The following is a 13,005-nucleotide window of genomic DNA, read 5'->3' as shown; positions in this document are numbered from 1 at the left end:
GAATGGGGTCTGAGAGGCGACTAGTCTGGTTTCGAGGCGCTCTACCTGCGTCATCACCATCCATCTTCCCCCAACTCCCGCGAGCGCTGTGACCCTCACCAAATCCGAAAGCGTCGCCCGCCCACGGGCCTCCAAGACGCCGCGGAAGAAGTCTGCTCCCGTAGCGGATGCTTCGCCGGCCGAGCGCGCCAGGCCCAAGGAACCGCCGACGGGCGGAAAGCCGTTGCAGACCTATGAGCGGCTGATCGCCACGACCGGCGAACTTCTGGGGGAAATCGGCTTTGAGCGTCTGACGACCAACGCGATCTGCGCGCGCGCCAACCTCTCGCCGCCCGCCTTCTATCACTACTTCGACGACAAGTACGACATCCTTGAGGTGCTCGCGCGCCGGCTGCTCAAACGTCAAAACGACGCCTATGCCGCCTGGCTGTTCAAGGGCGGGGCCTGGGCCAATCCCGAGCAAGCGGTTGACGCGCTGGAAGAATGGTTCGGAATCGCCACGCAGATTCTCGAGAGCGAACCGGGGGCGTTTTGGACGATGCGCGCGCTAAGGGCGCTGCCCAACTTGGCGCACGTTCGCCTGGAATCGCAGCGTCAGAGCGCCGACCAGATGTTCGAGTTCTACCGCCGCCTCTTCCCCGCCGTCGACCCGACAACCCTCTGGTGCCGCCTGCGAATCCGGTCTGAATTTGGCTGGGCGGTCGACGAATTGGCGCTTGAGGAGGATCGCATTCCTCGGGCGATCCTCTTGCGCGAAGCGGCCCGCCTGCTCACGCGTTCGCTCGACGACGGTCATCGCGCCAAGCCACCAGCCCAGGCCTAGGTCATATAGTTATTGCTATAATTTGATCGACGACGTATTAGGCCTGGGCAGGTTCCGGGCCTGGTCGAACGGCGCGATTGTTCGCTCACCGAGGCTCGCGGCTAAAACGCCTCTTTGAGCAAGCGATCATGACCCAGCCTAGCGCCGACGAACTGTCCCCTCGCCCAGATCCGAAAGCGCGCCTAGCCGCGCTGGGATTGCAGCTGCCCAAGCCTCCGGCCGCGGTCGGCAACTTCGCCGCCGCCGTCCGAGATGGACGCCTGCTCTATCTCTCCGGCCAGGGCCCGGTGCATGCCGGCGGCGTTTATACGGGCAAGGTGGGCGCGGAGGTTTCGCTCGAGGACGCCTATCAGCACGCGAGGCTGACGACGCTCAACCTGCTGGCGGTGATCGAGGAGGCCGTCGGCCTCTCCAAGGTCAGCAAGGTCGTCAAGGTGCTGGGCATGGTCAACGCCGCGCCCGACTTCATCGCCCATCCGGCCGTGATCAACGGCTGCTCGGACCTGCTCGTCGAGGTGTTCGGCGCCGAGGTCGGCGCCCATGCCCGATCGGCGGTCGGCATGGGGTCCCTGCCCTATCAGATCACGGTCGAGATCGAGATGATCGTCGCGGTCGAAGATTGACAGCGCGCTGAACCGTTCCCCAGCGCCCCTCCAACCCGGTCCGAGAAGGAGGTCGCCGATCGTCGGCGACGAGCACCATGCCCAAGATCACGTTCATTCAGCACGACGGCGCGACCTCGGTGGTCGACGCCCGCCTAGGGCAATCCCTGATGGAGGCCGCCGTGCAGAACAACGTGCCGGGCATCGACGCCGACTGCGGCGGGGCCTGCGCCTGCGGCACCTGTCACGTCCTTGTGCAATCGCCCTGGCAGACGGCCTTGTCCCTCCCCGGCGCCATGGAAGCCGAGATGCTGTCGTTCACGAACGATCCGCAGCCCTCCAGCCGCCTAGCCTGCCAGATCACCCTCGATGAGCGCCATGAGGGCCTGGTGGTGCGCGTGCCGGCCCATCAACACTAACCTGCTCACGGAGAGCCTCTATGCCAGCATCGTCTTCGCCCTTGGCGTCTGTTCTTGGCCCGTCACACATTGCGCTGGAAGTCGCCGACCTCGAGCGTTCGTTGCAGTTCTACACAAGCGTACTTGGGCTTGAGATCTTTTATGACGAGCGCCAGACAGCAACGCCGCCGAGCATCAAGGGCGTGGTCGCCGGCTTCGCCATCGAACTGGCTCAGATCCAGCCGCCGCCGGCTGCAAACGGACCAACCCAGGTGAAGCCGCCAGCGGGCGCCCCGTGCGTGGCCTTCACCGTCGAGGATGCGATCGGCGCTCATGGCCGGCTCAGGGCCGCAGGCGTGTCGGTCGAGAGCGCGGTCAAGGAGGTCCAGGGCGTCAAATTCTTCTACGTCTATGATCCAGATGGATACCCGATGGAACTCATCGAGTTCCCGCCCGGAGCAAGAGCCCTGGCGGATCTGCGCCGCTACTTTGACGCGACGCCGTCCGTCTAGGCAGGTTCTGTCGCGCACGTCGATCTTGCGGAGGTCGGTTGAGGCCGGTCCGCGCCAGATCCGGTCATGGTGGGCGCGCCGGATTTAGACTCCAGCGCGCTTGCCATGCGCAGACCTTTTTCAGGGCCGGCGAACGGATGGCCCGGCTGCTCGCCGGTTGGGTTAGCCTTCAAAGACGGTCACCCGACTCAACAGAACAGCAGTTATGGAGATCGCCAGCGTTGAAGGCGGACCTGCGCTGTCCGCGATCGGTATCGACAGAGGGATCGACGCGGCCCGTGTCTTACAGCAACACCACAGACATCGGGTCCTTGGCGCCCCTGAGCGCCAAGGCGGCTGTCTTGAAGCCGGGCGGGCTGCAGGCTCGTCCTCGGCTACCAGCACAGGTCGCCGGCATGAGCCATTCAAGCGCCTAGGCCCGAGGGAACCGCCGATCGCGGGCCGTCAAAACGTCGCGTCCCCGGTCGCGGGCAGCGCCACCTCCAGGTGCTCGACGAGGAGCCGCACCTTCGTTGGCAGGTGCCGCAGGTGAGGATAGACCGCCCAAACGCCTTCGTCGGCGGGTCGATGCTCATCCAGCAACGGCACAAGACGCCCCGCGGCGATCGGGCCGTCGACATAGAAATTTGGGAGCTGGCAAAGGCCAAGGCCGGCGATCGTCGCGTCGAGCACCGCCTGACCGCTGTTGCACCACCACCGCCCCTGGGGCCGCACGACGACGTCCTGACCGCCATCCCTAAAGCGCCAGGTGTCAGCGACGCCGATGACACAGGCGTGCTCCGCAATGGCCCCCAGGTCGCTCGGCGCGCCGGCTGCGGCCAGATAGCCCGGCGCCGCGCATAACCGGCGCGTCCGCGAGGCCAGCCGTCGCGCCACGAGCCGGCTGTCGGTCAACCGGCCAAAGCGGATGGCCAGGTCGAAACCGTCGGCCACCAGATCGCGCACAGCGTCGTCTAGTTCCAGCCGCACCGTCAGGCACGGGTGAGCCAGGGCGAAGGCGCTCAGCGCCGGAACGATATAGCGCTCGCCGTAGGCCTCCGAGCAGGTCATCCGCAGCTCGCCCTTGAGCTCGCCGTCGACCTCGCCGACGAGCCGGATCGCCTCATCCCGCTCGTGAATGACGTTCCGGCAGCGCACCAGGAATAGACGCCCAGCTTCGGTCAGGCTGACCTTTCGCGTCGTGCGGAACAGGAGACGGGTCTGCAGGCGATCCTCGAGCGCGGCGACGGCTCGACTGACCCCCGAGGTCGAGAGCTTCAAACATGCCGCCGCCTTGGAGAAGCTCTCGGCTTCGGCCACCGCCACGAACTCGTCGATTCCGTCCCACCGGCTCATCCGACCGTGGTGCGGCAATTGTCCCAATCGTGCAATGATCTTTTGAAATGTCTGGGATTATCGCTCGGGGACCGGCGGCGTAGGACAGCGTAGCTGAACTTGGAGCCGCCGCTATGAAGACCCGCGCCGCCGTCGCTTTCGAAGCCAAGAAGCCGCTGGAGATCGTCGAGGTCGACCTGGAAGGTCCCAAGGCCGGCGAGGTCCTGGTCGAGATCAAGGCCACCGGCGTCTGCCACACCGACGCCTACACCCTGGACGGCTTGGATAGCGAAGGTCTCTTCCCCTCGATCCTAGGCCACGAGGGCGCGGGCGTGGTGGTCGAGGTCGGCGCGGGCGTCACCTCGGTGGCCGTCGGCGACCACGTGATCCCGCTCTACACGCCCGAGTGCCGCCAGTGCAAAAGCTGCCTGTCGGGCAAGACCAACCTCTGCACGGCCATCCGCGCCACCCAGGGCAAGGGGCTGATGCCGGACGGCACCAGCCGCTTCTCCTACAAGGGCCAGACCATCCACCACTACATGGGCTGCTCGACCTTCTCGAACTACACGGTGCTGCCCGAGATCGCCGTGGCCCGCATCCGCAAGGACGCGCCGTTCAAGACCGCCTGCTATTGCGGCTGCGGCGTGACGACGGGCGTCGGCGCGGTGACCAACACCGCCAAGGTCGAGCCGGGCGCCAACGCCATCGTCTTCGGCCTGGGCGGCATCGGCCTGAACGTCATCCAAGGCCTGAAGCTGGTCGGCGCCAACATGATCGTCGGCGTCGACATCAATCCCGATCGCGAGGCCTGGGGCCGCCAATTCGGCATGACCCACTTCGTCAACCCCAAGGCCATCGACGGCGACCTCGTGCAGCACCTGGTGGCCCTAACCGACGGCGGCGCGGACTACACCTTCGACGCCACCGGCAACACCGGCGTGATGCGCCAGGCGCTGGAGGCCTGCCATCGCGGCTGGGGCGAAAGCATCATCATCGGCGTGGCCGAGGCTGGCAAGGAGATCGCCACGCGTCCGTTCCAGCTGGTCACCGGCCGGGTCTGGCGCGGCACGGCCTTCGGCGGCGCGCGGGGCCGCACCGACACGCCGAAGATCGTCGACTGGTACATGGACGGCAAGATCCAGATCGATCCGATGATCACCCACGTCCTGCCGCTGGAAGAGATCAACAAGGCCTTCGACCTGATGCACGCCGGCGAGAGCATCCGCACGGTGGTGACGTTCTAGATGGGTAAACCCACCGACTTGCCCTGAGATGGGAACGGCGTCTGGCGGCGCTAACGTCGCCTTGGCCGCGCCGTACGTGGCGCAGCCTCCACAGGGCTTCAGCTTGCGCGACTCATGGCTGTTCTTGCCGACATAGCGGTTCGCGATGTCGGCCCATCAGGTTTGGCGAGCGCTAGTCGCCTCGACGTTTCGCACGAGGTGCGGGGCGTCGAGAGGCGCGCGCCACGGTTCGCGACGGACGGTCCAGCTCCCTTGCGGGGACGACGGCGCTGCTGGCGGGCTTTTGGAGCGGGGCCGCGCACAGCCGCCAGTCCAACGGACGGCCTGCCGCTGCGATGTCTATGGAAGACTTGGGAGCCATGGAGGCCCTGCCGCCGTTCATGGCTCCCCGCTGAACGCCCGCGCCGCGATCAGGCCAGCGCGACCTCGTCCAGCTTCAGCGACCGCTCGACCTTATGGGCGAGCTTGCGGTCGTCATGGGCCCAGGGATGGAAGCCGGGAAGGTAATAGGCCAGGTATGGCAGGAAGACCTGGCGTAGCATGCCGGGTTTGAAGAACAGGAAGAGCGCCAACTTCCGCCAGGTCTTGGGCGTATCGATGTTGTCCTGCTGCAGGAGCAGGTGAAGGTCGCGGGTGCGTTCCTTCCGAAAGTCGTTCGTCGCCTGCCACATCACCATCACCCTGAAGAGCCAGCGCTTGGACGGCGAGAGGTCGCGCGTGACGTACATGAAGGTGTCGAACGCCACGCCCTTGTGCTCGATCTCCTCCACCGCGTGCCATTGCCATAGGCGACGGACTTCGGCCGGCGCGCCAGCCAAGTGGCGCTCGTCGGCCAGCAAGGCGTGGGCGAACATGGCGGTAAAGTGCTCGAGAGCCGAGGTCGCCGCCAGATTCACTTCGGGCTCCATATCGCGGCCACGACGGGCGTCCTCGCGGTTCAGCGCCTCGATCTCCTTGGTCTCGTAACCTGCGTCATGGACCTGCCGATTGAAGGCGATGTGCTCGCGCGAGTGGTAGGCCTCCTGCTGGGCGAAGTCGGCGACCTGGCTGCGCAGCGGCTCGGGCAGCTCGTTCAGATAGTGCCGCACGCTTTGGACGAAGTAGCCCTCGCCCGCCGGAAAGCTCAGGGACAGAGCGTTGTAGAAGGCCGTCGCGACGGGATCGCCGCCCATCCACCATCGAGGATGAGACTGGCCCCGCCCGAAGGCGACGTTGCGCGGCGTGATGTGAAGGTCCGCCGGAGCGGTGTGTGCGGTCATCGGCATCTCCATCGATTTCGGAGAACCGTGTCACGTAGGCATTATAGCTTCAACTATAAAATGACGCATGCGTCATCTTTGATGAAAGGCCGCCTCCAAATGCGACGTCGGCTCAAGGATGGCGCCTCGGGCCGACGCCCTTCTGGCTTTGCTCCGCCTGCTTTCCAGGATCACCGGCAGGTGGCTGAGCGGGCACATCGCGTGATTGCCGATCCGATCGGCAAGGTCGCCGGCCGGACCTTGATCCGCTGCTCGTTCAACGCCTCGACCGGGCTTCTGGCCACCAGACTGGCGACAAAGCGCCCCGGGCGGATGTAGGCGCCGTCGCGTCGATAGAAGTGATCTTGGCCGTGGGCCCGCCTGACGGCTTAAGCTGAAACAGCTTTCATCGACACCGTCGCGTCGGAAAGCTTGATCTTGTCGACGGGAGCGCCGGTGAGAACAAGCTGCTTACCCATCATGAACTCCGGCGGCGAATTGACGGCCGCGACGGACCGAACCACATCGCCCTTCAAGTAGAAGACGGCGAACCGCCCGGCTTGAGGATCTCCGCGCACCACGACGTTATCGTTGTCCAGCGCATAGCCGGCGATCTGCAGCTTGAGGTCATACTGATCCGACCACTGCCAGGGACACTCGGCGGGCGGGCGCGGGCGCCCGACGATCGCGGCGGCGGCCTGCTTGGCCTGCTCCAGAGCGTTTGGAACGCTCTCCAGCCGAAAGAGGCGCTGATAGATCGGCAAGGGGCGTCGCGCGACGTCCCCAATCGCGAACACGTTGGGGTCGGAGACGCTGCGTGCATCCAGGTCGACGACGACCCCATCGGCGCACTCCAGGCCGGCCTTGGCGGCGAGTTCGTCGTTGGGCCGGGCCCCGACCCCCACGACGACGACGTCACAAGGAATTTCCCGGCCATCGCCCAGCCGCACCGCGCGGACCTTGCCGCCGTCGCCGCCAAACCCGACGACGGAGGCCTCCAGCTCCAGCCGAACGCCCTGTTTGACGTGATAGGCCTGGAAGAAGTCGGACAGGGTTTTGCAGGCCACGCGCGCCAGAATGCGATCCTCGCGCTCGATGACGACGACCTCCGCGCCCAAAGCGCGGCCTGACGCGGCGACCTCCAAACCGATATAGCCGCCGCCGACCACGACGAGGGTCTTGCCCGGGCCGAGCCTGGCTTTCAGGGCCTCGGCGTCGGCGGCCGTGCGCAGCGAAAGCACGCCGTCGAGATCGCCCCCCTCCACGGGCAAGCTGATCGCTCGCGCGCCAGTCGCCAGGATCAGGGCGTCGTAGGACAGGCTCGCCCCGTCCGAGAGCTTCACGGCCCGGGCCCTAGGGTCCAGGGCCACGGCCGTCGACCCGCCCCTGAAGTCGATGCCATTGGCCGCGTAAAACGCCAAAGGCTTGAGGGCCAGCCCCTCGGCGTCGGCCTCTCCCTTGAGCCAGGCCTTGCTCAGCGGCGGTCTCTGGTATGGCGCGATCGGCTCGTCACCAACCAGGGTGATCGGTCCTTGATGTCCGTACTGGCGCAGGAACGCAGCGACCGAGCCGCCCGCATGGCCAGCGCCCAGGATCACGACCGCACCTTGTGACATCGTCTCGCCGCCCCTGCCGCAGCGGATCGGGGCTGGAGCGCCTATGCGCTCCGCCCCCGCTAGCCGCCGACACAATCCTACCGCGGCCATTGCGCGGACGATGTTGATATAGCTTTTACTATATTATAGCGCAACACCCCTGTCGGCTTCGCCAGACGCGCTGACCGGTGTCGCGGCCCCGACCGCGCCACCGGATGGCGAGGCCTTCTAGGCGGCGCCAGGCCGCGCCCTCGCCGCGGCGGCGGCGAACGCTTCATCGCTGATGATGCGGCGGGCGATCAGCAGGCTGCAATCGACCCGGTTCATGACTGACGCGCCCGAGCCAAGGCCCAACCACCGCTCGACGAACCTGGGCTGACGATGGCCCAACACCACCAGGTCCGCGCCGATCTCCCGCGCGAAAGCGCCGATCGTTGGCCCCGGATCACCGCGCGCCGCATGGCCATGGGCTTCGAGACCGAGGGCTCGAAGTCTGGCCAAACCCTCGGCCATGATCGCTTCGTTTTCTTGCACGACCTGCTGGGCGCCGCCTGGCTGCACGCCTTCGGCCATCGCCGCCAGGGCGTTGTCGGCCACCGACAGCAGCCATACCGCCGCCTGGTGGCGCAAGGCCAGCAAGGCCCCTTCCCGAAGCGCCGCCCGAGATTGAAGTGTTCCGTCAAACGCCAGGACGATCCTCTGATACATGGGCGTGTCCTCGCTGAGTCGAAGGATTGCGCCTGGCGGCTAGCGCCAGCCGATCCACTCGCAGACACCGCGCCCCATCACCCAGTCCAGATCCTCTCCCTTCAGCCATGGGAGCGCCTCGGTAAAGAGCCGCACGCCTTCGCTCCAGCTGCAGGTCAGGCGCGTGTAGTCGGTGCCCCAGAAGGTTCGCTGAGGTCCGAAGGCGTCGAAGGTGCGCTTGAGGATCGGATGGATGCTTTCGAACGGATAGGCGTCGGTGGCCACGCAGGGCGTGGCCGAGGCCTTGACGGCGATGTTCGGCTCGTTGGCCAGCGCCAGGATCTCGTCCAGCCGCGCCAGGACGTCGGGCGCCTTTTCCCAGTGTGCGATGCCGATGTGATCCAGGAGCAGGCGCATGCGCGGGTAGCGGCGGGCGATCCGCGCGACGTCCCCGAACACCTGCGGCGGCGCGATGAAGCCGACCGGCAAGGCCAGGTCGTGCGCGGCGCCCCAGATCCAGTCCAGGCCGCCGCTGGCCAGCGCTTCCAGTTGGGCGGGATGGAACAGCACGAACCGAAGGCCAAGCATCCCGGCCTGGCCGACGAACTGTTCGACGAAGGCAGGATCGGCCGGCCGATCCAGGTCGAACCAGCCCAGGACCGCAAAGCGGTCGGGGTGGGCCTGCGCCGCCTGGACGGAATAGGCGTTGGCGTCGACGTCCCAGATGGCCGGACAGACCACCGCTCGCGCGACGCCGGCCTCGTCCATGTCGCGCAAGGCCTGCTCGGCCCGATAGGGCGCGCGCCAATGGTGCGGTGGGGCCTGATCGCCCGTCCACAGGTGGATTTGGGAGTCGACGATGAGCATGGGCGGACTTCCTCCCTTAGTGGGCTGGGGCGTTTCGCCAGCCGCGCTGGCGAGAGATCAGCCTGAACGGTGGTCGCCACAGCCCGTTCGCAGAGCTCTCGCAACCGAAATGGTTCTATTGGTTGGAAATTGGTTTGACAAGCGAGGTCTTAACGGCGTTTAGAAGACGAAAACGCCAAGATGCGCCGATCTTCAGCGGCGCCGCTTGGTAGAGAATGGCGCAACCTCCCGCGCCCACAGGCCTTGAGGGCCTCCTCGCGGGGCATGGTCGGCCGTCGGCGCGTAGGGAAGGATGCTGTCGTGACGGATATCGAGACCGATCTGCGGGGCGCACGGGTCCTGGTGGTGGGCGCCAGCAGCGGCATTGGCAAAGCCGCCGCAATCCGGTTCGCCCGCGCCGGAGCGACGGTGCTGGCCGCCGCGAGGGCCAGCGAGCGTCTGCAACGCGCCGCCGAGGACATCGGCGCTGTCGCCCTGGCCTTCGACATCCGCGACAACGCCGCCGTCGAGGCCGTGCTCGGACCGCAACCGCCCTTCGATCACGTCGTCATCAGCGCGGCCCAGGCCAAGGCCGGCTCGGTGTCCGGCCTGTCCATGGAAGACGCCCGCGCGGCGATGGAGAGCAAGTTCTGGGGCGCCTACCAGGTGGCGCGGGCGGTGAAGATCAATCCGGCCGGATCGTTGACCTTCGTCTCCGGGGTTCTGGGCCAACGGCCCTCGCCGGCGGCGGTGCTGCAAGGGGCGATCAACAGCGCCCTGGAGGCCTTGGCCCGGGGCCTGGCCCTGGAATTGTCGCCTGTGCGGGTGAACGCGATCTCGCCCGGCGTCATCGCCACGCCGCTGTGGTCGGGACTGCCGCAAGAGACGCGCGAGGCCATGTTCGCCGCTTCGGCCCAGCGCTTGCCCGCCAAACGGATCGGCGCGCCGGAGGATGTGGCGGCCGCGATCTTCCTGGCCGCGACCAACCCCTTCATGACCGGAACGACCCTGTCGGTCGACGGCGGCGGAGCCATCGCGTGAACCGACAGCCCTGACCAGGGCCGTCCACGAACGGACTTCATTCAGTTTGAAACGAGTATGGGAGGTTTTGGCATGGACACGCTTCAGGCGGCGGACACCGGCATTTGGACACGCGCATTCTCCAACAGGCGCAACGACCTGATCACCGACGAAGTCATCGCCAAGCTGCCACAGGAGTCGCAGGCCGGTCTGCGCCAGTTTTCGGTTGAGCGCCTGATGGCTTATGGCGTCCACCATGCGGACGCGGTGGAGTTGCGCGCGCGGGTGGCTTTCGGCGAACGCTGGCAGACCGTCGCGACCAATCTGGCGGAGGAATGCCTGGCGCCGCCTCCCGGCGAGATCGCGCCGCCCTCGGCCGTGACGCGGGCCAATCGGCTCTACCGCGCCTCAGCCTTGATCCGCATGAGCCAGATGATGATGCTGACCAACACCGACGAGCGCTACGACATCTACCGCCGCGCCGCCCAGCTCTATGCCGAGGCCGCGGCGATCACTGACGACCGCTTCCGTCGGGAAATCGACACGCGGGCCGGACCGGTCGCGCTTTGGCGCTATCCGGCCAAGACGGACAAGGCCCTGGCGAGGGTCATCGTCATCGGCGGCGTCGAAGGCTGGGCGATGGACTTCAGCGAGATGGGCACGACGCTGTCGGCGCTGGGCATGGAGGCCATCCTGATCGACCAGCCGGGCCAGGGCGAGACGCGCATGGTGCTGGGCACCTATCTGCGCCGCAACTGGCTAGATGCCTATCGCGACGTGATCGACGTTTTTGAACACGAAGAGAGCCTGCCGCTGGCGACGGTGGGTCTGAGCATGGGCGGCTCTTTCGCGATCCACCTGGCGGCCAACGAGCCGAGGATCCTGGCCTGTTGCGACAACGGCGGCACCAGTCTGCCGATCGGCGCCAAAACCATGCCCGTGCCCTATCAACGCATCACCGCCCACTGTGGCGATGTCGGCGAGGCCGAGGTCGACGCCATCTGGCAAACCGTCAAGCCGGTCGATCCCGAGAACCCCGTCCGCTGCCCGCTTCTGATCGTCCATGGCGAACTGGATCCGCTGATCAGCAAGATGGACGCCACGCACCTCTTCAACAGCGCCGCCTCGACCGACAAGACGATGGCGATCTACTCGGATGGCGATCACTGTCTCTACAATCACTCCGACGACAAGCACGCCCTGATCGGCGACTGGCTGACGTCGCGCCTGACCCGGGCCTGATGCAGGCGAGCCGCCGCGAACCCATATTGGTTTGAAGTTGGAGATGGCCCGCAAGTGGCCGCCCGCGCCGAGGCTCAAGTCTCGCCGCTGACAGGAGGAGACACCGTGAAGCGCACGATCATTCGCGGCGGACTGGTTATCGCCGCGCCGCCGGCGGCGCCAAACTCCGGCGCGACGGACATTCTTATCGAGGGCTCGCGGATTATCGCGCTCGGCGAAAACCTAGCGGCTCACGACGCCGAGGAGATCGACGCCGTCGGCCGCATCATCATTCCCGGCCTGGTCAACGCCCACATGCATACCTGGCAATCGGGTCTTCGTGGCGTCTCCGCCGATTGGAACCTTCTGGAGTACTTGGTCTGGATTCACGGCGCGGCCGCGCCCCTCTACACCGAAGCCGACCTTCATGTGGGCACGCTTGCCGGCGCCTTGAACCAGATCGCTTGCGGGACCACCACGCTGGGCGATTGGTGCCACAACGCCGCGACGCCGGGCCACGCCGACGCCGCGGTAGAGGCCTTGACCGACGCGGGGATTCGCGCGGTCTTTTTCCATGGCGTGCCGCGCGGCGGTGGTCCTCACGACGCCGGCCCTCACCCCGCGACGGAGGTCGACCGCCTGCTGGCGAAACCGGCCTTCGCCGACGACGGCCTTCTAACCCTTGGCCTTGCCGCGCCCGGGCCGCTCTACTCGCCGTTCGACGTCGCCCAGGCCGACCTGAGCCTCGCGCGTGATCGGGGCTTGGTGATCTCGATGCACCACAGCGGCGGTCCGCCCTGTCCGCCCGAGGTCTGGACGCGCCTGTTCGACCAAGGCCTCCTGGGCCCCCACGCCAATTTCGTGCACGCCAACCAGATCGACGCCGACCTGCTCAAGCGACTGATCGATGTCGGCGTGAGTTTCACCATCACGCCGGAGGTCGAGCTGAACGACGGCCACGGCTTTCCGATCACTGGAAAGCTGAGGGCGCTGGGCGCGGCCCCTTCGTTGGGAATCGACATCGAGACCGGCATTTCCGGTGAGCTTCTGATCGCCGCCCGCGTGGCTCTCGCCCATGTCAGGGGACAGGACTACGAAGCGTTTCGGGCGGCCCCCGACGACCCGCCGCCGGCGCGCTTGACCGCCGGGGACGCCCTGGCCTGGGCCACGATCGAGGGCGCGCGCGCCTTGGGCCTTCAGGACCGGATCGGTTCTCTGGAGCCTGGCAAGCAAGCCGACCTGGTGATGATCGACGCGAGGGCTCTGAACCTGTGGCCGAACAACGATCCGACCGCCATGGCCCTGCAGGCGAGCCTGGCCAATATCGAGGCGGTGATGATCGGCGGTGTCTGGCGCAAGCAAGCCGGCCGCCTGCTCTATGGCGCCCTCGATAGCCTGCGGGTCGAACTTGAGGCCTCTGGCGCGCGTATCGCCGCCGCAGCCAACTTGCCGATCCGCCGCCTCCAGGCTTGATCGCGCTGCGCAAGGCCAGGTCGCGACGCCCC

Annotated in this window: 13 protein-coding genes; 8 read left to right on the top strand and 5 right to left on the bottom strand. The window is 66.7% G+C overall.

The features are described from left to right. Positions 1–88: 88 nt before the first annotated feature. The 4 genes from BM066_RS00870 to BM066_RS00855 all read left to right on the top strand — a co-directional run bounded on the left by BM066_RS00870 (position 89) and on the right by BM066_RS00855 (position 2,335). Positions 89–823 (top strand): TetR/AcrR family transcriptional regulator, encoded by a 735-nt coding sequence (locus BM066_RS00870; RefSeq protein ID WP_018062526.1) that lies wholly within the window; start codon positions 89–91, stop codon positions 821–823. Positions 824–951: 128 nt separating this feature from the next. After that, the gene (locus BM066_RS00865; protein ID WP_029669032.1) at positions 952–1,446 is read left to right on the top strand and encodes a RidA family protein; all 495 of its coding nucleotides are present in this window, start codon (positions 952–954) and stop codon (positions 1,444–1,446) included. Between the two features lie 77 nt (positions 1,447–1,523). Then, on the top strand, positions 1,524–1,844 hold the full coding sequence (locus BM066_RS00860) for a 2Fe-2S iron-sulfur cluster-binding protein (RefSeq protein WP_018062524.1): 321 nt from the start codon (positions 1,524–1,526) through the stop codon (positions 1,842–1,844). 20 nt (positions 1,845–1,864) lie between these two features. Then, positions 1,865–2,335 carry a VOC family protein gene (locus BM066_RS00855; RefSeq protein WP_029669031.1) on the top strand — a complete coding sequence of 157 codons (471 nt, stop codon included), beginning with the start codon at positions 1,865–1,867 and terminating at the stop codon, positions 2,333–2,335. Positions 2,336–2,779: 444 nt separating this feature from the next. Here BM066_RS00855 and BM066_RS00850 read toward each other — a convergent pair whose 3' ends face one another. Further along, complete coding sequence (locus BM066_RS00850; protein ID WP_018062522.1) at positions 2,780–3,670, bottom strand: LysR family transcriptional regulator; 891 nt, start codon at positions 3,668–3,670, stop codon at positions 2,780–2,782. A gap of 113 nt (positions 3,671–3,783) precedes the next feature. Between BM066_RS00850 and BM066_RS00845 the strand changes: the two genes are divergently transcribed. Beyond that, a complete protein-coding gene (locus BM066_RS00845) occupies positions 3,784–4,893 on the top strand; it encodes an S-(hydroxymethyl)glutathione dehydrogenase/class III alcohol dehydrogenase (protein ID WP_018062521.1) in 1,110 nt (369 codons plus the stop codon). A gap of 410 nt (positions 4,894–5,303) precedes the next feature. Here BM066_RS00845 and BM066_RS00840 read toward each other — a convergent pair whose 3' ends face one another. From BM066_RS00840 to BM066_RS00825, 4 genes are all read right to left on the bottom strand, one after another. Next, positions 5,304–6,152 carry a metal-dependent hydrolase gene (locus tag BM066_RS00840; protein ID WP_049801149.1) on the bottom strand — a complete coding sequence of 283 codons (849 nt, stop codon included), beginning with the start codon at positions 6,150–6,152 and terminating at the stop codon, positions 5,304–5,306. 368 nt (positions 6,153–6,520) lie between these two features. Then, complete coding sequence (locus BM066_RS00835; RefSeq protein WP_018062518.1) at positions 6,521–7,747, bottom strand: NAD(P)/FAD-dependent oxidoreductase; 1,227 nt, start codon at positions 7,745–7,747, stop codon at positions 6,521–6,523. A gap of 207 nt (positions 7,748–7,954) precedes the next feature. After that, the gene (locus BM066_RS00830) at positions 7,955–8,434 is read right to left on the bottom strand and encodes a universal stress protein (RefSeq protein ID WP_026176642.1); all 480 of its coding nucleotides are present in this window, start codon (positions 8,432–8,434) and stop codon (positions 7,955–7,957) included. A 39-nt stretch (positions 8,435–8,473) separates the two neighbouring features. Next, positions 8,474–9,280 carry an amidohydrolase family protein gene (locus BM066_RS00825; protein WP_018062516.1) on the bottom strand — a complete coding sequence of 269 codons (807 nt, stop codon included), beginning with the start codon at positions 9,278–9,280 and terminating at the stop codon, positions 8,474–8,476. Positions 9,281–9,580: 300 nt separating this feature from the next. Between BM066_RS00825 and BM066_RS00820 the strand changes: the two genes are divergently transcribed. The 3 genes from BM066_RS00820 (at position 9,581) to BM066_RS00810 (ending at position 12,973) form a co-directional block, all read left to right on the top strand. Continuing rightward, positions 9,581–10,300 carry an SDR family oxidoreductase gene (locus tag BM066_RS00820; protein WP_026176641.1) on the top strand — a complete coding sequence of 240 codons (720 nt, stop codon included), beginning with the start codon at positions 9,581–9,583 and terminating at the stop codon, positions 10,298–10,300. Positions 10,301–10,372: 72 nt separating this feature from the next. Then, entirely contained in the window at positions 10,373–11,521 is a 1,149-nt protein-coding gene (locus BM066_RS00815; RefSeq protein ID WP_018062514.1) for an alpha/beta hydrolase, read from the top strand. Positions 11,522–11,626: 105 nt separating this feature from the next. Beyond that, the gene (locus BM066_RS00810) at positions 11,627–12,973 is read left to right on the top strand and encodes an amidohydrolase family protein (RefSeq protein ID WP_049801157.1); all 1,347 of its coding nucleotides are present in this window, start codon (positions 11,627–11,629) and stop codon (positions 12,971–12,973) included. The last annotated feature ends 32 nt before the right edge of the window (positions 12,974–13,005 follow it).

This window comes from Caulobacter sp. UNC279MFTsu5.1, from assembly GCF_900114015.1.
Classification (GTDB): Bacteria; Pseudomonadota; Alphaproteobacteria; order Caulobacterales; family Caulobacteraceae; genus Caulobacter.
This window is presented reverse-complemented; position numbering and strand designations above follow the sequence as displayed.

Excerpts from the sequence above, each read along its gene's own strand:
- BM066_RS00865 (WP_029669032.1), top strand. The coding sequence starts at position 952 with ATGACCCAGCCTAGCGCCGACGAACTGTCCCCTCGCCCAGATCCGAAA.
- BM066_RS00845 (WP_018062521.1), top strand. The coding sequence starts at position 3,784 with ATGAAGACCCGCGCCGCCGTCGCTTTCGAAGCCAAGAAGCCGCTGGAG.
- BM066_RS00815 (WP_018062514.1), top strand. The coding sequence starts at position 10,373 with ATGGACACGCTTCAGGCGGCGGACACCGGCATTTGGACACGCGCATTC.
- BM066_RS00825 (WP_018062516.1), bottom strand. The coding sequence starts at position 9,280 with ATGCTCATCGTCGACTCCCAAATCCACCTGTGGACGGGCGATCAGGCC.
- BM066_RS00855 (WP_029669031.1), top strand. The coding sequence starts at position 1,865 with ATGCCAGCATCGTCTTCGCCCTTGGCGTCTGTTCTTGGCCCGTCACAC.
- BM066_RS00840 (WP_049801149.1), bottom strand. The coding sequence starts at position 6,152 with ATGACCGCACACACCGCTCCGGCGGACCTTCACATCACGCCGCGCAAC.
- BM066_RS00850 (WP_018062522.1), bottom strand. The coding sequence starts at position 3,670 with ATGAGCCGGTGGGACGGAATCGACGAGTTCGTGGCGGTGGCCGAAGCC.
- BM066_RS00860 (WP_018062524.1), top strand. The coding sequence starts at position 1,524 with ATGCCCAAGATCACGTTCATTCAGCACGACGGCGCGACCTCGGTGGTC.
- BM066_RS00835 (WP_018062518.1), bottom strand. The coding sequence starts at position 7,747 with ATGTCACAAGGTGCGGTCGTGATCCTGGGCGCTGGCCATGCGGGCGGC.
- BM066_RS00830 (WP_026176642.1), bottom strand. The coding sequence starts at position 8,434 with ATGTATCAGAGGATCGTCCTGGCGTTTGACGGAACACTTCAATCTCGG.